Raw genomic sequence first — 18467 nt, forward strand, 5'->3', positions numbered from 1 at the left:
GAGGAATGGAACTCGACTCCCGACGACGGCTCGCTGAGGCCCCTTATCCCGATCGCTCGTCGGGCGGGAGATGTGATTTGCTCGCTTCAAAAAATCCCGCAATCATCACGCAGCAAACGCGATGGCTCTCCTGTTACAACAGCCGATCTCGCGAGCCATGATATTCTCTACGCCAGTTGCAGAGCCTTGACGACGACCATTCCTGTGGTCAGCGAAGAGGATGAAAACTCAGCGACAAAAGCCCTAAATGCGATCGCCTTCGTCATCGATCCGCTCGACGGAACAAAGGAATTCATCTCCGGCCGCGACGAATTTACGATCAACGTGGCATTGGTCGAAGATGGGAGACCCACTATCGGCTTGATCTATGCGCTGGCTCGAGGGCGGCTTTTCTTCTCATAGGGAGACGGCTATGCGTTCGAGGAGAAAAGAGACGAGCAGCGCAGGAGTCTCGCCGATCGCTCCATCCCATCGAGAAAGTTCATCGCACTTACGAGCAGGTCCCACCTCGATCATCATACACGCGACGTGCTGTTTGCATCCCGACCATGTGTTGTGCACAAACTGGGATCCGCGCTGAAATTCGCCCTTATCGCGGCTGCTGAGGCCGACGCCTACGTGAGGCTTTCACCAACGATGATATGGGATTGCGCCGTCGGCCAGGCGCTTGTGGAGGCCACCGTGGCGTCATCCTTCGGACGGATGGGTCTCCTCTGCTGGCAGCGGTCTGCTCATCAATGAGGATCGACGGTTTCATTGCGGCACCCACCCCGCAGCTTGCCGCGCGGCTTATCAAAACGATGCAAGAAATCTCTCCTTCACACATCGCGGGACCTGGCAATTCAGCCAAATCAATGTGACCGCGAAACATCATCCTAATGTTTCCGTGTTCGAGATATCAACAGAGGAGATTGTCTCATGGACGATATCACACTTCGTCAATTAGTTCTCGATGAACTCGAGTTTGAACCAAGCATCGATGCAGCCAACATCGGCGTTGCCGCCGATAATGGTGTTGTTACCCTTTCGGGCCACGTTGCGACGTATACCGAAAGAGAAGCCGCGGAACGGGCAACACGACGCATCAAAGGTGTTAAGGCGATCGCGCAAGGCATTGAGGTTAGACCCACCGGAACAAACATGACGGCAGACGACGAAATTGCCAAACGCGCCGTCAATACTATGGGATGGCATGTGACCATTCCCAAGGACGCGGTTCAGGTCAAAGTCCAGAATGGCTGGGTGACCTTGAACGGTCGTGTTGAATGGCAATATCAGAAGAATGCGGCAGCCGATGCCGTTCGCGACCTTTCCGGCGTTGTCGGCGTGTCAAACATGATTGAAGTGGCTTCGCATGCCAGTTCGATGGACGTCAAGAGACGTATTGAGGACGCGTTCCGGCGTGACGCGGAAATCGAGGCTCATGCAATCCGCGTCAATGTCGCCGACGGCAAGGTAACGCTGCAGGGCAAAGTCAAAACCTGGTCGGAACGGCGGGCCGCAGAACATGCAGCCTGGTCAGCCCCTGGCGTGCGAATCGTCGAAGACCGACTGTCCGTCGGCTAGACGTAAGCGCCGGGTTAGCTAGAGCGGGCGACCCGGCGCCACCCCGATTTTGTACTCGAGAACGGAGTTTGGCTATGACAAAGAAGCTCGACAAGGATCGGCCTGCCTGGCCATTGACCATATCGCCCGAGAAGGTCAGCTTTTTATCTTGAAGGTCCGCCAATTCGACGCGAAAGACGCACCCACCAACGAAGGCTCGGCCTCGAACCCATCGGACGAGTCCATGATCGACGTGCTCGAAGACAGAGCGGATGATCCAGTCCAAGAAGAAATTCGCTCCGCCATATGGGCTCTCAGCGTGGACGAGCAAATTGACCTCGCGACCCTGGTTTGGCTCGGTCGTTGCGACAGTATTGCTTCAGACTGGCGAGACATACGTGAGGCGGTGGCAGACACGCACAATGACCGGACAGCCGCCTACCTTCTTGGCACACCGCTACTCGGCGACGATCTCTAGGAAGCCTTGTCAATGTTCGGCAAATCCTATCAGGCAATGGAAGCCAATCAGCTCCAGCATCGCAAACTCCAACATTCGCATAGGTTCCAGTGAACGTTTATGCAGGTGATGGGACAAAAATGCGCAACCGTGGTCGACACGCTGCCGAAGGCCAAGCGGCAACCTGGAAAGACCTCTTGCGCTACAAACGACAAGATCCGGCATATTCTTGCGGATTGTTTGGAAGATTTGATCCGTGGCATTTCCATCCATCAGATGGGCAAAGACACGCGTAGTGCCACGCGCCTTGACCACGGATTAAGCTCGCGTGAGTTGGGCCGGATCAAAGTCACGTCTTGATCGCGACGGACCAATGGGCCCCTTTCGCCCGCCCAACCGAAAGTCGAGCCGATGTACTGGCCAATTGGACGACTTTGTTCCTGGTCAATGCGAACTTGATCCCAATCGATAACTTGTGAACCTTCGAAGGAAGGATGCAATTATGTCGAGAGGCTTAATTTTTGCGAAATCTGAGACGGATGTCAGGGCAAGGCATTGGCGCTATATGTGTAGGCGACACGTGCGCGCCATCGTGCTGACTATGGGATTGACCGTCATCGGAGGCTGGAATCCGGCGCAAACGGCGTCCTTGCCTCTGCCCTCATTGGCGCCAATATTGGAAAAAGTTATTCCGAGCGTTGTCAGCATCTCTGTTCGTTCGACTGGGGCTGGTGATACGAACGGCGCAACATTGCCTCAAGCAGGCGGATCGCTGGCCACGGTGGAGAATGTTGGTCCCCTGCTTGAGATTTCTCAGACCGTCGGTGCAGGTGTCATTGTCGATGCATCCAATGGTTATATTTTGACGAACAATCATGTCATCGAAAACGCCGACGACATCCGGATCGCGACCTCCGACGGTTCTAGTTACCAAGGCAAAGTTGTTGGCGCAGATGCTGAAACGGACATTGCCGTCATAAAGATCAGGGCTGCGGGATTAACAGCTGCCCATATTGGTGATTCGAGCAAGCTGCGCGTCGGAGATTATGTCACCGCGATAGGCAATCCGTTTGGCCTTGGTCAAACAGCCACATTCGGTATCGTCAGTGCGCTTGGCCGCGCCGAGTTCGGCGTTGAAGGCTATCAGGATATCATTCAAACCGATGCTTCTCTTAATCCTGGTGATTCCGGAGGTGCCCTAATTAATCTCGAAGGCGAGCTTGTTGGCATCAACAGCGCCATTATCGGTCCTTCAGGAAGCAATATCGGCATAGGCTTTGCCATTCCGATCAACACGGCACGATCCGTCATGCAACAACTTGTCGCTCATGGCGAGATTCGCCGTGGGCAGCTTGGGGTGATCGTGCAGAACAACAATGCCGACTTCAGAAGAGCTCTTCGCATCGACACGGCGACCGGAGCGCTGGTCAGCGATGTTATTTCCGGATCCGGCGGTGCGATCGCCGGAATAAAAGCGGGCGACGTCATCATCGCCGTTAACGACGTTCCGATCAAGAGCGCCAACGAACTCCGTGCACGGATATCTGCCTTCCCGCCCAATGTCTCCGTACGGATCTCACTGGCACGCCCGACCGGAAGGGTAGACCTCAATGCGACATTGATCGCGGCACTTCCTCAGGGCGAGCCTTCGACCACTGCGGAAGTCAAAGGCCACGGATTGCTAGACAGCGTGACAGTCGAAAAGCTCGGCTCGGATTCCGATGCTTATGGCAAAGTTGAAGGGGCATTTGTGTCATCGCTGATCGACAGTAGTAAGGCGGCAGCTGCCGGCTTATTGCCGGGTGATGTGATTGTGAGCGTCAACCAGCACCCGGCATCAACGCCGCAGATGGTTGCTGATCTCACGCAAAAGCAAGATGAAGTCTTGCTTCTAGGCATCTTCCGCGACGGCCGCAAGCTTTTCCTTGTCATTAAATGACCACTCGCCATGCGCTGACATAACAAGGATGATATTCCTCGATCAACCAATGTCGATGGGAAAAACGATGCGATCCGCATGATTGAAGTCGAATAATTGATAGAAGGCGCTGAAGTCATCCGCGCCAAGAAGGGCAAAATTCGCCTTTCTACGAGCCACCAAGACGCAAATATAGTCCGATGTTTGGCCTCTTGAAGCGATATTACCCACGCAAGGCAGCAAGCTCTCGCTTATTGTCCGCGGGCTGCTAGCGCGGCTGCTCGGCACACGTTTTCATAGCAATTACGGGCAGATGCAATCGCAACTAAAAGAGTTGCATATCAGCTTGAACCGCCTGCTTCCATGCAGAGACCTAGGCACCGGCGAGCGCCTCGCGGAGCATTGAACGGACAGTTTGCGCCAACGTTTGCAGCACTTCATTGTCGATCGGCTGCGTGGCAATTGTTGGATCGATTGCGCTCACCATGACATCGCTGTTATTGATCGACCGAACGATCACATTGCAAGGCAGCATGGCACCGATCTTGGGCTCGAGTTTTATAGCTTCAAATGCCATGCCTGGGTTGCAGGCTCCAAGTATTACGTAGTCACTGATATCGACGCCAATCTTCCTTTTCATCGTCGCCTTGACATCAATCTCGGTCAAAATGCCGAACCCATGCTTGGAGAGCGTAGCTTTGGTACGGTCAAGAGCATCCCCAAAACTGGTTCTTTTGAAGGTGCGGTCAAGCGTGTAGGTCATCATGGATCTCCCTTCTTCACTTCGCCATCGATGATAGGCGGACAACCGACGACGTCGATGACGCAGATCAAGGCAAAAGAATCTCACAGGAATTTCCGAGCGTTGGCCTGGATGAGAATGCCGCCCGATCCAACGGAAAGGCGCTCAACACGGCGCGGGATATGCCACCGACGGCTGATCTCAATCGCGTTTACGTTATTCGGTGGTAAGTAAGATGATGACCGTGTGACGAGTGATTTGATGCGCCTTCAAATCGTGGGGATGAGGAAACGCCGTGTCTCAATTGGGAGGCCACTCCACTACGGCAAGGGTTTCAACGTCGCCACCAACAAAACACGGATGCCAATATTTGCCCTTTGACGCACATCAAGGCGAAGTGCGCTTAATCAGTCTTCATGGACCCAATATTGCGGAAAATGCGTGTTTTGTTCCGAGGAGGATCAACTGCATGAAATTTGCAAGGCGAAATCGAATAGAAACCGTCCTTCTACTGATATCCTTGGCAAGCCTATTGTTAGGGCTTGCGTTCTATTTTTTGGTTCGCAGTGAAGCTGCTAAAGTGGTTTGGTCCGCGGGCGCCCTGACGATACTTGCGGCGCTTCTAGCGGAGATCTTTGGCGATTTACGGCGTGGAGAAATCGGACTCGATATCGTTGCAGCGCTATCAATGTCAGCAGCACTCACCTTCGGCGAGACGCTTGCTGCCGCCGTGGTGGCGGTAATGTATTCCGGCGGAGCTTTCCTGGAAAGCTTCGCCGAAGGCCGGGCGCGGCGCGAAATGCAAGACCTCCTTTCACGCGTCCCACGCGCTGCGACACGGCATCGCGATGGCGAACTCGAGGACGTTCCACTAGAGGAGATCATACCGGGCGATAGGCTGCTGGTACGACAAGGTGATGTCGTTCCGGTGGACGGGACGATAGCTTCGGCACTTGCCTTCCTCGATACATCGGCACTAACCGGAGAATCCATGCCTGCTCGCCTGACAATGGGTTCTGAAGCTATGAGCGGCTCGACCAATGCGGCGGAGGCATTCTATCTGACCGCCACGCGACGCGCCGAAGAGAGCACATATGCGGGAATTATTCGTCTAGTAGACCAAGCACAGCGGTCCAAGGCACCGATGTCGAGGCTTGCCGATCGCTGGTCATTAGGCTTTCTCGCCATTACGGTGGCACTCGCTCTTGCGGCCTGGTGGTTCACCGAAGACCCGATTCGAGCTGTCGCCGTTTTGGTGGTCGCCACGCCCTGCCCGTTGATTTTAGCAGTACCGGTTGCGTTGGTCGCAGGTGTGTCGCGCGCGGCACATTTTGGTGTATTGATAAAAGGCGCCAAGCCTCTGGAAATGATGGCACGCATCCGGACGCTCGTTCTTGACAAAACAGGCACCCTAACGGACGGGCGCCCGCGCATCATATCGATCGACAGCTATTCCGACATGCCGAAGGATGAAATACTTCGTCTCGCCGCCGCGCTCGATCAGGCCTCCAAGCATCCAGTGGCGCAAACCATTGTCACTGCCGCAAAGCAACGAGGGTTGACGCTGCCGATACCATCTGATGTGGAAGAGATTCCAGGCGACGGAATCGTTGGAACCATTGACGGCCGTAGCGTCATCGTGGGTGACGACGATTTCGTGATGCAACGTTTGAGGCAAAAGACTAATGGCCATTCCAACCTCGCGGCCGGCTCCACGCTCGTGGCTGTCGCAGTGGACGGTCGCTTGACAGGCTGCCTTATCATGGCCGACCCCCTGCGCGAGGGAGCCGCGGTAGTGCTCAACGCACTACGTTGTGAGGGTATCACACGCATTGTTCTGGCGACCGGCGACCGCATCGAGGTTGCCGAGCGTATCACGCAAGGACTTGGTTTCGACGGGCTTTACGCTGGACTGACGCCTGATCAGAAGGTCTTGACGGTCTTAACCGAGCGGAAGAACGGCCCAGTAATGATGGTGGGTGATGGGATCAACGATGCACCCGCGCTCGCCGCGGCGGACGTGGGAGTTGCCATGGGTGTTCGAGGAGCGGCTGCCGCAGCCGAGGCGGCCGATGTCATTCTTCTCGTTGACCGCATCGACCAACTCGGCGCGGGGCTCGAGATTGCCAGACGTTCCCGCCGTATCGCTCTTGAGAGCGTGGGGGCTGGAATTGGTTTTTCCGTCCTCGGCATGCTGGCTGCCGCATTTGGCTATCTTACACCGGTAGAAGGAGCAGGGCTCCAGGAAGCGATCGATGTTGCCGTCATTTTGAACGCTCTGCGAGCACTTCATATTCAGCCATATATGGCTGCCACCGCCGGGCAGGGATCTTCTCACGGCCTCAGCCAACAAACCGCCGCTTAAGCCCAAGCTTGTGATATTTGCGATGGTCCACATGCTGCTTGCTACCGGCATCAAACAATGACCGGACGAATTGACCGAAAGCAAAGATGATGACGTCGAGGCCGTGTATTTTAGATCTGCTTTCTTTGCTCACGACTATTATGGCGTGGAATTGTTATTCCGGACCGACGAGTTCCGGACAACGGCCTGGATGATGGAGGTCGATGCTCAAATTGCGGCGAAGATGACAAGCGTCTTCGTCGAAACGATGAAAATCACTACCGACAAATGCGCAGAGGTTTAAAAGTTCAGGGGAGTCGATTGATGAACAAGACACGCGGTTTGAAAGGTGTGGTCGTCGCCTCTTTCGTTCTTGCATTGTTTGACGAAGGTGACGCCGCAGACCTTATACACGGACGCGACATTGCACTGCGTTGGTGCAGCCAGTGCCATGTCGTTACTTCCAGCCAGATCATCGGTTCCGATTCCGTACCAACATTTGCTCAGATCAGTGAATCTAAGCGCGTGGATGAGACGCAATTATCAAACTTTTTGGCGGATCCTCAGCACTCGCGGATGCCAAATCTCGCGCTAACCCGGGCGGAGATCGCAGACCTAACCGCCTACATTAAAGCCCAGCATCGCTAGTCGGGCTTTGTCGCGTTGCTGCCTCTGCTGGTGCTGGGCAAGATCTCCGCCCGCCATCAAGTTGCGGCAGCGCTTCTTCCATCAAAGATATTGGCCTTTTGGCGCGCTGATTTCAGCGATATCGCCTAACTCGGTCCGAGTGCAATCGGAGCGATCTTGAAAAGACGAAGCCATACCCACGGACAGCGGGAGACGCTACATAAGCGGCCATAAGCGCGGTAGCGCTTGAGCCTCACACACCGAAGAGAGGATCCAATTTAGATCCTACCATGCAGTTTTCGCCGCTTAAGATCATTCTCAGGCCATTCTTCTGTAGGTATGCCGTAATGCCAGCACGTAGACTTCGCAGTTTAATCAAAAGGACGGAACGAAAACGCAATGTTCGGAACATGAATACTCGTGCGGCAAGATGAAAGACGGTCTTCTGCCGAAACACCCGCTGCCGTGTGGCATCCGTAGACTGGTGGTTAGCGCGACCAAACGCTGACACTAGCGAAGAAACTAGGTCAGCCGCGGCTGCTTCCCTAAATTTCCAATACGTAGCGAATCCGCCGATAATATTCGGCAAGACGTAAGAGATGCGTGGGCAGGCGTTTCGCGCCGGAGAACTTCACGTGATTATAATCTGCTCGCTTTCCAATCAGGCTTATGCGGCTAGAGCTCGTTAAGTTCACCACGTTTTCGCGAACGCTCATGACATTTAGGCCATGGTGCCATCCTCGCTCCAGCGCAACATCGAAGGGGAAGCTCATAATTTGCAGAAATGGAAGTGCGATCTGCGCGCCGCGCCTAGTGATTACATAACAGGCTGCGGAGCCTTGCGGCCCATGCACGCAACGACCGACTTCATCGCCGAAATCACTTATCGCGATGCCGAGAAATCCGTGACTTCTGTGATTGAACAATTTCACGAGATCCGCGCTTGGAACGACATCAAGAATGGCCGTCGTCCTGTCAAGCAGGTCGCCGGAGACATCGATGTCATCCTCCATGACCAATGCTGCATCGAAATCGCTTTCGAGAAAGCTGGCAAGGCATCTGAGATGGCTGCGATAGCAACCATATTCTCCCGCAAGAATTGCGCGTCCGCCGTGCCTGGCGAAACCCTTCCAATCGACATCGCGAAATTCCTTCTGCGACAGATTGCGCCCGTCGGTAGCACTCACCCTGACGATGTCGATGCCATGTTTTGCTGCCCTGGAACATATGATATTCCATCGCTCCACCGACCTATCCAGATTGATGACGTAAACACCCAACCTCATCGCATCTAGCCGATCCGCCTTGCCGAGCTGTCTGGAGCGGATATCTTTTCGGTCTGGCTTGTCTGCCCGCTGAATGTTTCTTCTGTCATTCGCGCACATGTCAGATGGCCGACGAGGCACATAAGCCGCGCCGGCAATCGTATGGTCTCAATGAAGATTCGATAGGGCATCACCGTCAAGTAATGTCCTCGCGATCTATGATAGCGCCGGCGCCTTCCCTGGATTTGCGAGGGCAGGTCCAATTGCTGATCCACGGGGACGGGTACGACAAAAGCTGACTTCAATCCGCCAAAGAATTCAAGGTCGAATGCCAAGTCGAAGGGCAATTGCATAGGCACGAGCTTTTCGACAAACCAATGTGCCGCGCGTCGATTGATGATATAGGCGCCTGAGCCTTTTTCGCGTGTCAATGCGACCGCCAGACTTCGAGTTTTGGTCAGCCTGGAAAAACGAAACTTTCGTCCGTCGCTGACCGTCGAAAGGCGCAAGATGTCCCATTTCTCGTTCTGTTGGAGCGTCGCATCCAGAAGTTCCGCAAAGTCGTCCGGAAACTCGAGATCATCCTCAAGCACCAGAGCGAACTCGCTATTCGAGGCAAGAAGGCGCCGAGCACATTCTATATGGCTCAGATAGCAACCGACTTCGGCGGGATTGCGCCGGCGGCCATGCTTGAAACGGAACGCAACCTCGTTGAAGTCCCTGATCGGAAAGTCGAGGGCAGCACCATCGACCGCCGATACTCGTTGAGCGTGCAGGCCGATGCACCCAAGTTTCTGTTGCATGGCAACCAGCCGGTCGACCGCGCGATCAAGATTGATCAAAAAGACCGTCAGCGACGCTTCGCCTTGCCTTGTGCTTACCATGTCGCATCCACTCCGAGGCGGCGACATCACCGTCTCATCCGAGCGAACATGTTGAGTTCGGCTTACCGCACGCTTACAAAATCTCGGCGAAAAGAGGGAATTTGTTCCGATCCCTCGTCTTCTGGTACCCAATTCGCGCCTATTGAAGGCTCCTGCTAGGGACATCTGCTCCAGAAGTATGACGCCATCATTTTCAGGCTGTTGACAGTAACGCACACTAAGTTGGGCCGCGGTTCGAACGATCCGTCCCGTGTTCAACGGACGTGATTGTGGATTAAAGCCGTACTCATACGGAGAACCCCATATGAAGGCGCTTGATCGTTTGAAACACTACGTACGAACTTATGATTCCATTGATGACGCCTTATGCACGCACGTCCTTTGCTGAGGTTGGCATTCTTCTGCTGGCTAGCGCAGTCGTTGCCCGTCGCGGGTTCCAGGTCGCAAGTGCCCGCAAGCAACGCACCCCCCAATGGGTAGGCGGCATCATCCAAAAGATTGCGATGCGACGAGTGTGGAAGATCCAAATGCTAGTGCCCGCTTTCGTTCCATCAAACTAGACTGGTCATTTCATGCGTGTGTTATTAGTAGAAGACAACGTAAAATTGGCTGCGGTAACGCATGATGCCATGCGTTCACACGGCTTTACGGTCGATCACGTCTCCAACGCACATGATGCCGAAGAGGCTGCGGCGACGGTCGACTATGATTCCATCATACTAGACCTCGGCTTGCCGGACCGTGACGGCCTCACACTAATCGAACCATTGCGAAAAGCGGCGCCATCGACTCCACTTCTCATCCTGACCGCGCGCGATGCGTCGAGTTCGATTATCGATGCTCTCGATAGCGGTGCCGACGACTATCTTTGCAAGCCCTTCGTCATGGGTGTGCTCATCTCCCGTTTGCGCGCAATCATGCGTCGTGGTCAACCTCGTCACGGCACGATCCTACAGCAGGGTGACGTCATTTTCGATCCCAGCCAATATTCAGCCTCCGTCGGCGAAACGCCCCTTGCCCTCAGTCGTCGTGAGTTCGCCGCTCTGCATCTCTTCTTACGGCGTCCCAACCACGTATTGTCGAAGGCGGAGGTCGAAGAGGCAATCTATGGCTTCGGCGACGAGCTTAGCTCCAATGCCATCGAGGTTTTGCTGCACCGGTTGCGCAAGAAGCTTCAGGGGGCCGGATCGGCCCTGTATATTCACAATATGCGCGGCATTGGCTATATGCTTATGGAAAAGCGGTCGTGAAGGGGCGACGATTGACGCTCCTGCAGCGATTGGTGCTGGCGATGTCTATCGTCGCCCTCGTTGCGATTTGCGCAAGCATCGTGTTTTTATATATCCGCTTCCAAGCCTCCAATGACACCTTCCGGGAAGAAACGCTTTCGACGTTTGCGGCAGATCTGCGGCAGGTTTTATCTACGGATCCGCCACTTTCAAGTCCCCATGCAAGCGCCGTCAAGGCGCGCATTCGCGAACTTCGTGGTCAGTATGCGATCTTGGGACGTGATGGACGGATTATCGAATCTTCCGGTCCGCAGGAACCGCTAATTCCTTATGCCAGCGAGAGAACTCAATATTTCGAGCTTCCATCTCATGAGGGACACGAGGCACTTTTCGGTATTTCCATCCCAATCGCCGCGCCAAGCCCCGCGCAGGCCATACAAGTTGCCTTTCCCAAAGCGCATGTGATCTTCGACAGCGTCCTCGAGGAGTTCGTCAGGGATATCGCCTGGATCTGGATCCCGTTTGTCCTTGCGCTGCTCGCGACGAACATTGCTGTCCTTGGTCTTGCACTGAAGCCTCTGCGCACGGCAGCCCAAGAAGCAGCTCGAATTGGCCCGTCGAGCATTGCGACACGCTTAACCGAGAGTGGGATGCCCGATGACGTTCTGGCCTTGATCAGATCGGTTAACGCCGCCCTTGACCGCCTGCAAAGCGGCTTCCTTTCGTTGGAGCGCTTCTCCGGGCAACTGGCTCATGAACTGCGCACACCTCTTGCCATCGCCAAGACACGGCTGTCCCTATCCCAAGACCAGATCGCACGTGCGGTCGAAAGAGATTTCGAGGACATCGAACGTGTCATAACGCAACTCATCGATCGCGTGCGCGTAGGCACGCTCCACTATGAGGCGGCCGACTTGGTCGATCTCGGAGGCGTGGCCACCGAAGTCGCCCGCTATCTGGCACCCATAATCATTGAAGCCGGTCGCAATATCGAGCTAAAGATCGAGAACGGCCCCGTTTGCATCAGTGGCGCCAAGGATTTCATATTTCGAGCGCTGCGCAACTTGGTTGAAAACGCACTGCATCATAGTCCGGAGAACGGCGTGATTACGATCGCTGTATTCAACGCGCGTATCAGCGTTGCCGATCAAGGTCCCGGTTTCACCAACAGGCGCTTGAGCGAGGGCGGCGAATTGTTGGGAAAGACGGACCGCGCCGACGGCTTAGGTCTCGGTCTCTCCATTGTCTTGGAAACGATGGTTGCGCACAATGGACGACTCGTATTGGCGAACTTGCCTTCTGGCGGAGCGCTAGCCACCATGGTCTTCTAGGACGGCAGGCAGGACACAAGAAGCGTGCGTATTGTGCGGAACGCGATGACGCGCAGCGCGGATCGCTGCTCGCAGCGGCAAGTTGCCTGATCGTCGCAGCCGCCCTTGTCTTTGGGACAATTTCTCCGTTTGGAGGACCTTTCTACAATGCGACTCAGAAGGCCGTCCGTTCCAATTCCCATTTGTGTCCGGCAGGCGTCCCCGTTCGCAGTCGTGATGGTTGTCCCGCCTGAGGGCTTCCACGCAGGACTTGCCGATCGATGAGCGCAAATCGAACAGCGCAATCGTCATAGCGACACCACGCTTTGACATCGCTCAAAGTACTAGGCTGGGTATGGCGCATACTGATCTCTCCGACATCATGAAGCAAAGTTTGGAGGAATCAATGCCACTTAAGCTGGTAACGGGAATGATGAAGTCATCCGGCAACGAAGCCCTGCTGGTCATGAATACGGGGTCCATGAACAAGCTCGTTCTTGTGACGAAACAAGCGCTTCTCGACCTGGCATTTCCGCCGCGTTGCGATGAAAGCCGTCTGCAGGAATATATGGGCGTGCTCAGCGATATTGCCAGCACGAAATATGATCGCGGCGAGATCAAACCAGATGGTCGCGTCCTGATCACCTCCAACGACGTGACAAAATGGAGAGAGCTTCAATAGGGCCACCGACATGCTTTCCTGCGCCGGAAACTCAGTTGCGCGCAAGGATTGATTTGAACTATTGGCCCAAGTCACTAATTGGAATGAGGAAAATCATGGCTGATCCCCTTTTGTGCTTTCATGGCGCTGCTGGTTCCGTGACGGGATCTTGTTTCCTGCTCGAACACGCGGGCACGCGAACGTTGATCGACTGCGGGATGTTTCAAGGCTCGAAAACGGAAAAGGAGCTGAATTATCGCCCCTTCCCTTTCGAAGCCTCATCGATACATTCAATCATCCTGACCCACGCCCATATCGATCATTCAGGCTTGCTTCCAAAGCTGGTGAAGGCGGGTTTCCAGGGACCGATCTATTGCACGGCCGCGACATCCGATCTGTGTACAATTATGCTGCAGGATTCTGGGCATATACAGGAAATGGAAGTCGAGCAGTTGAATCGGCGAAACAAATCTCGATTCCGGCAAATGATTGAGCCGATCTATACGGCCGCCGATGCGCAAGCTGCGATGACACAGTTTCGTTCGATTAGATATAAGGAATGGCACGAAACAGAAGGCGGTCTTAGATTTCGCTTTTGGGATGCGGGCCATCTACTTGGTTCGGTATCCGTCGAACTTGAGCTCGTTTCCAACGACGGGACGATCCGCATGCTGTTTTCCGGTGACATCGGGCCGCAACACAAGTTGTTCGAGGCTGTTCCCGAAGCTCCAAAGGACTTCGATTACCTCATTTGCGAAAGCACTTACGGCGACCGGGAAAGGGACGACCAGTCGCCGGAAGCGCGACGCAGCCAGCTTCGCCAGATCGTGAGCCAGGCTTACCATCCGAATGGTGCGCTGCTTATTCCTTCCTTTGCTGTCGAACGCACACAGGAACTGCTGGCCGACCTGAATACATTGATGGATGCCAACGAGCTGCAGCGCATCCCCATCATTATAGATTCCCCGCTCGCATCGCGAGCAACCTCCGTCTTCAAACGACACGCTCGCTCATTGTCGAATGGTGATCTTCTTCTTCGAGCACTAAATGCGAAGAACGTTCGCTTCACCGAGACCGCTGAGCAATCGAAAGCAATCGATCTCATTCATGGATTTCATATCATCATTGCAGCAAGCGGAATGTGCGAGGCAGGCCGCATACGACATCGCCTCAAGAATTGGCTTTGGCACGACGAGGCAACAATATTGCTGGTTGGCTTCCAGGCCGCCGGCACCTTGGGGCGCATCCTGCAGGATGGAGCGCATGCAGTGAAGATTCAAGGTGAACAGATTGCCGTGAGGGCAACGATGCGGTCGTTGGATGCCTACAGCGGCCATGCGGATGCGACTGAATTGGAGAATTGGATCCTCGCAAGATTACCGATTCGCAAGGGATTGTTTCTTGTCCATGGCGAACCGGCGGCGACCGGCCAGCTGAGTCGTCGGATATCCGGACATCGACGCGTCCCCATCGTGCTCGAGCCAAAGCTTGACAGTGCATATCGCCTCACAAAGGATGGAGCCGTTGTCAGCGCTGCGACCACTTCACCCCCTAGGTTGCGTGCTGAAGACGTCGGGCACTTTGATTGGCATAACGACTACCAGTCGCTCGTCCTCGATCTTGACGAAGAACTCCGGCAGGCAGCCGATGAAACACGCAGGGCGATTATCTTGAGACGCGTTAGAAAGGCGCTTCAGCATGCTGGGGATTGAAGAGGTATACGCAGCACCGCATCAATGCCAATTGCAAAAACTGTTACGACGAGAAAATCCCTTTCCCGTCATTTTCGCAATCACCACCGTGAATGCCTATCGATAGCTTGGCTGGGTGCCGCCTGCTGACATAGGCAATGAAAGTGCTTTCTTCGGCAACGCTCGAAGTTTTTCGGCGATGAACGGGTTTGCCCGAAGCTCGAGCAGCTTGAATACCTCTGCAACAGGGAGCCGGACTTCAGACTCATTACAATCCAACCGTGCGGCGACGGTTGCAGGAACGTGTTCGATACCGTTGCAAGCGGAGATAGCTGCTGCTGGATGCCAATTCTCGTAAAAGATGCCCCGAAGAAGCGCCGGCAAATAATTGGGAAATTCACTTAAATCATGCACTGTCATTGAATCGGTTTCGGAACGACGGACTTCTGCCTCGGCCCCCGAAAGCTGCGCGTTGAGCTCGGAGGTGTCCATACGCGCGATGATCGCTTCTGCGTCGACAATTTGTCCCTCTTCAACAAGAACATCAGCGACACGACCGGCGAATTTCGCAGAGACCAGAACCTGTTGTGCTTCAATACGGCCGTTGGACATCGCAATACCGGCCGGCTGCTCGTTGCCGCGCAACCTACTCCACAGCTCTTGCACATGATCTCTCAATGTCGTTGCATCACGCGCCGCGGCATCATGGCTTGCCCCATTTAGGGGTCAGCACCGCGGCAACGGCGAAAAGAATGGGGACGTGGCGTTTGTGCAAGAAACCGGCTCCCGGAAAATGGATTGGATGGGTGCTGCCGGCGAACCACGTCGGCGTTGCGTTCATTAACCGCGAGTTAGGTCCTCCATCATTGATGTAGGTCACGTGCGGAACGCAAACGTCGCCATCACTTGAAACATTGTTCGTTGCGATCCGTAAAAGGAAGATTTTCCGCGTATGAGGGAAGCTCATTCGTTGGGGTATGCCCCTCAGCGCATGCGAAAATAGCGATCGACTTGACCAGGATCAAAGTCGACAACCGCCGTTTGATGTCCACTCCATCCAATAGATATTCTCAATATTTGGGAGGAAGTCATGGCTTCAACCGACATCGAACTCGTCTCGACTGCCCCCACCACAACCAGCAACAAGTTGCGCCTTGGGTCACTGACGGCGCTGGTCATCGGCTCGATGATCGGCTCCGGTGTCTTCAGCCTGCCGCAAAACATGGCGACCGGCGCTGGCCCACTGGCGGTCGCGATTGGCTGGGCGATCACCGCGATCGGCATGCTGGCCCTGGTCTTTGTGTATCAGTCGCTCGCCACTCGCAAGCCGAACCTCAATGTCGGCCCTTATGCATACGCAAAGGCCGGCTTTGGGCCATTCATCGGTTTCAACAGCGCCTGGGGTTATTGGATCAGCGCGTGGATCGGCAACGTTTCTTATGCCGTTATCGTCTTCAGCGCGCTGTCCTATTTCTTCCCATCCTTTGGGGACGGCAATACCTGGCAGGCTGTGCTCGGCGCATCGATACTGCTGTGGTCGATCCATGCGCTTATCCTCGCTGGTATCCGCGAGGCCGCGGTCATCAACCTCATTGTCACCCTCGCGAAAATCGCGCCAATTATATTGTTCATCGGCGTAGGGGTGGTCGCCTTTAAGCTGGATGTCTTTTCGCTTGATTTTACCGGTTTGGGAAATGCGAGCCTCGGCTCCGTCACCACCCAGGTCAAAAGCACGATGTTGGTCACGCTCTGGGTCTTCATCGGCATAGAAGGCGCCAGCGTGTTTTCCGCCCGGGCGGAGCGACGACGCGATATCGCCACGGCGACGGTCCTCGGCTTTTTCACCTGCCTTGCTCTCTACGCGCTCGTGTCTCTGCTTTCACTCGGCATTCTGAACCAGCCGGCGCTTGCCTCCTTGAAGAACCCTTCTATGGCTGGAGTGCTCGAAGCCGTCGTCGGTCCATGGGGTGCCATACTTATCAATGTTGCGCTTGTTGTCTCGGTGATCGGCGCCTTTTTGAGCTGGACTCTGCTCGCTGCGGAAATTCCCTTCGCTGCTGCTAAAGATGGCACTATGCCAAAGCTCTTCGACCGGGAAAGCGAGCGTGGGGTGCCGTGGGTATCCTTGTCGATCACCAATCTTCTGGTCCAAGCCTTCCTCATTATCACCCTGTATGCCCACAGTACGTATCAGGCGCTGTTCTCGATCGCCTCGACCGCCATTCTCGTGCCCTACATCTTCTCCGGTGCCTATGCGACGAAGTTGGCTCTGAGCGGCGAAAGCTATGCGCCGGGCGAACGGCGGCTGGCCTCGATGCTCGTCGGGCTTTTGGCAACGGTCTACGGGCTCTGGCTCGTCTATGCCGCCGGCCTATCCTACCTGTTCATGTGCGCGATCCTCTATGCGCCCGGCATCCTGTTCTACGTCCTTGCGCGTCGAGAAACAGGTCAAAGAACCTTCCATCCGCTTGAGGCGCTTCTCGCGGTCACACTTGTCGCAGTGGCGCTCCTCGCCGCTTACGACATGTGGACCGGCATCGTCAGTCCGTTTTGACAGGATCAACAGCATGAATATCTTAGGCGTTAACTCGGAAGTCGGCCGTCTCCGCGAAGTCATGGTCCACCGACCCGATCTAAGTCTCGCACGTTTAACCCCGGATAATTGCAAGGCTCTGCTTTTCGACGACGTTTTATGGGTGAAACGTGCGCGGCAAGAGCACGACGTCTTCGTCGATGCCTTACGGGAACGCGGCGTTGTCGTTCAGTCGCTGGGCAACCTCCTCGCGGAAACGATGGTCGTGCCCGAGGCGCGCCGCTGGCTGCTTGATCGTCGTGTCGAACCGGCTATCGTTGGGCAGGACATGGTCGATGAGTTGCGCGGCTGGCTAAATGAAATGCCGCCCGAGCGACTTGCGACCTTTCTCGTTGGTGGGATCGCGCGTGCCGAACTGCCGTTCGAACCGCTCGGGCTGACCGGGCGAACACTCGCACCGCAAGATTTCGTGCTTCCGCCATTGCCGAACCAGCTCTTTACGCGAGACAGCTCCTGTTGGATCTATGGCAGCGTTTCAGTCAATACCATGTATTGGCAGGCGCGGCGTCCAGAAGCGGCAAATGTCGAGGCGATATATCGCTTTCATCCTCGCTTCGAGGGTGCGAGCTTTACATTCATCTCACCCGAAAACTCGGTTACCGGAACCAGCATTGAGGGTGGCGACGTCATGCCGATCGGTAATGGCGTTGTGCTCATCGGGATGGGTGAGCGGACCACCCCGCAGGCCGTTGGAGCCTTGGCTCGCAATCTTTTTGCAAATGGTATTGCACAGCGCGTTGTCGCCGCCCTGATGCCACGCGACCGAAGTTTCATGCATCTCGATACAGTCTTCACCTTTTGCGATCGCGACCTCGTGACGATGTATCCTCCCGTCATCGATCGTCTGCGCAGCTTCTCGATGCGGCCAGGCGGCGCCGAAGGCTCGATCGACGTGAGAGAGGAAACATCTTCATTCACGGACGTAGTGGCAGAAGCGCTTGGATTGAAGAGCTTACGCGTCGTCGCGACCGGCGGCGATCGCTACGAAGCGGAACGTGAGCAGTGGGATGACGGTAACAACGTAATCGCGGTCGAGCCCGGAATCGTCATCGGCTACGACCGCAATGTCTACACCAACACGCTCCTGCGCCGTGCAGGCGTGGAGGTCATCACCATTGAGGGCGCTGAACTCAGCCGAGGCCGCGGCGGCGGGCACTGCATGACATGCCCTCTTGTCCGCGATTCCCAATAGCAACATGGA

16 protein-coding genes and 1 pseudogene are annotated in these 18467 nt (G+C 55.3%); 13 read left to right on the plus strand and 4 right to left on the minus strand.

Going from position 1 to position 18467, the window contains the following annotated elements:
* The first annotated feature begins 72 nt into the window (after positions 1-72).
* The 4 genes and pseudogenes from HGP12_RS15805 (at position 73) to HGP12_RS15820 (ending at position 3941) form a co-directional block, all read left to right on the plus strand.
* Positions 73-741: pseudogene (locus HGP12_RS15805) on the plus strand (3'(2'),5'-bisphosphate nucleotidase CysQ).
* A 177-nt stretch (positions 742-918) separates the two neighbouring features.
* Entirely contained in the window at positions 919-1566 is a 648-nt protein-coding gene (locus HGP12_RS15810) for a BON domain-containing protein (protein WP_168879192.1), read from the plus strand.
* Between the two features lie 223 nt (positions 1567-1789).
* On the plus strand, positions 1790-2023 hold the full coding sequence (locus tag HGP12_RS34655) for a DUF3775 domain-containing protein (protein WP_312862901.1): 234 nt from the start codon (positions 1790-1792) through the stop codon (positions 2021-2023).
* Positions 2024-2582: 559 nt separating this feature from the next.
* Positions 2583-3941, plus strand: a complete 1359-nt coding sequence (locus HGP12_RS15820) for a trypsin-like peptidase domain-containing protein (RefSeq protein ID WP_312862902.1) — start codon at positions 2583-2585, stop codon at positions 3939-3941.
* Between the two features lie 352 nt (positions 3942-4293).
* On the opposite strand, the gene HGP12_RS15825 is transcribed toward HGP12_RS15820, so the two are convergent.
* Positions 4294-4683 carry a DUF302 domain-containing protein gene (locus tag HGP12_RS15825; protein ID WP_168879461.1) on the minus strand — a complete coding sequence of 130 codons (390 nt, stop codon included), beginning with the start codon at positions 4681-4683 and terminating at the stop codon, positions 4294-4296.
* 448 nt (positions 4684-5131) lie between these two features.
* On the opposite strand from HGP12_RS15825, the gene HGP12_RS15830 reads away from it, so the two are divergent.
* The 3 genes from HGP12_RS15830 to HGP12_RS15840 all read left to right on the plus strand — a co-directional run bounded on the left by HGP12_RS15830 (position 5132) and on the right by HGP12_RS15840 (position 7654).
* The gene (locus tag HGP12_RS15830; protein WP_168879194.1) at positions 5132-7027 is read left to right on the plus strand and encodes a heavy metal translocating P-type ATPase; all 1896 of its coding nucleotides are present in this window, start codon (positions 5132-5134) and stop codon (positions 7025-7027) included.
* 70 nt (positions 7028-7097) lie between these two features.
* On the plus strand, positions 7098-7310 hold the full coding sequence (locus HGP12_RS15835; RefSeq protein WP_168879195.1) for a hypothetical protein: 213 nt from the start codon (positions 7098-7100) through the stop codon (positions 7308-7310).
* 20 nt (positions 7311-7330) lie between these two features.
* The gene (locus HGP12_RS15840) at positions 7331-7654 is read left to right on the plus strand and encodes a c-type cytochrome (RefSeq protein WP_168879196.1); all 324 of its coding nucleotides are present in this window, start codon (positions 7331-7333) and stop codon (positions 7652-7654) included.
* Positions 7655-8178: 524 nt separating this feature from the next.
* Here HGP12_RS15840 and HGP12_RS15845 read toward each other — a convergent pair.
* Positions 8179-9018 carry a glycosyltransferase family 25 protein gene (locus tag HGP12_RS15845; protein WP_246703424.1) on the minus strand — a complete coding sequence of 280 codons (840 nt, stop codon included), beginning with the start codon at positions 9016-9018 and terminating at the stop codon, positions 8179-8181.
* Entirely contained in the window at positions 8925-10040 is a 1116-nt protein-coding gene (locus HGP12_RS15850; protein WP_312862903.1) for a glycosyltransferase family 25 protein, read from the minus strand. Before HGP12_RS15850 ends, HGP12_RS15845 begins: the two co-directional genes overlap by 94 nt.
* 314 nt (positions 10041-10354) lie before the next feature.
* Between HGP12_RS15850 and HGP12_RS15855 the strand changes: the two genes are divergently transcribed.
* From HGP12_RS15855 to HGP12_RS15870, 4 genes are all read left to right on the plus strand, one after another.
* Positions 10355-11032 (plus strand): response regulator transcription factor, encoded by a 678-nt coding sequence (locus tag HGP12_RS15855; protein WP_168843228.1) that lies wholly within the window; start codon positions 10355-10357, stop codon positions 11030-11032.
* A gap of 11 nt (positions 11033-11043) precedes the next feature.
* Positions 11044-12342, plus strand: coding sequence for an ATP-binding protein (locus HGP12_RS15860; RefSeq protein WP_168879197.1), 1299 nt, complete (start codon positions 11044-11046; stop codon positions 12340-12342).
* A 250-nt stretch (positions 12343-12592) separates the two neighbouring features.
* The gene (locus HGP12_RS15865) at positions 12593-13003 is read left to right on the plus strand and encodes a hypothetical protein (protein ID WP_312862904.1); all 411 of its coding nucleotides are present in this window, start codon (positions 12593-12595) and stop codon (positions 13001-13003) included.
* 95 nt (positions 13004-13098) lie between these two features.
* Positions 13099-14694, plus strand: a complete 1596-nt coding sequence (locus HGP12_RS15870) for an MBL fold metallo-hydrolase (protein ID WP_168879198.1) — start codon at positions 13099-13101, stop codon at positions 14692-14694.
* A gap of 96 nt (positions 14695-14790) precedes the next feature.
* Here the strand turns inward: HGP12_RS15870 and HGP12_RS15875 are convergent, their stop codons facing one another.
* On the minus strand, positions 14791-15318 hold the full coding sequence (locus HGP12_RS15875) for a biotin/lipoyl-binding protein (RefSeq protein ID WP_246703426.1): 528 nt from the start codon (positions 15316-15318) through the stop codon (positions 14791-14793).
* A gap of 445 nt (positions 15319-15763) precedes the next feature.
* Here HGP12_RS15875 and arcD point away from each other — a divergent pair, with 445 nt between their 5' ends.
* Positions 15764-17227: an arginine-ornithine antiporter gene (gene arcD / locus HGP12_RS15880; protein WP_168879199.1), complete on the plus strand. Its 1464-nt coding sequence runs from the start codon at positions 15764-15766 to the stop codon at positions 17225-17227.
* A 13-nt stretch (positions 17228-17240) separates the two neighbouring features.
* Positions 17241-18458, plus strand: coding sequence for an arginine deiminase (gene arcA, locus HGP12_RS15885; RefSeq protein ID WP_168879200.1), 1218 nt, complete (start codon positions 17241-17243; stop codon positions 18456-18458).
* The last annotated feature ends 9 nt before the right edge of the window (positions 18459-18467 follow it).

Origin of the sequence: Rhizobium sp. P28RR-XV (genome assembly GCF_012641385.1) — a bacterium.
In the GTDB taxonomy this organism is placed as follows: domain Bacteria; phylum Pseudomonadota; class Alphaproteobacteria; order Rhizobiales; family Rhizobiaceae; genus Rhizobium.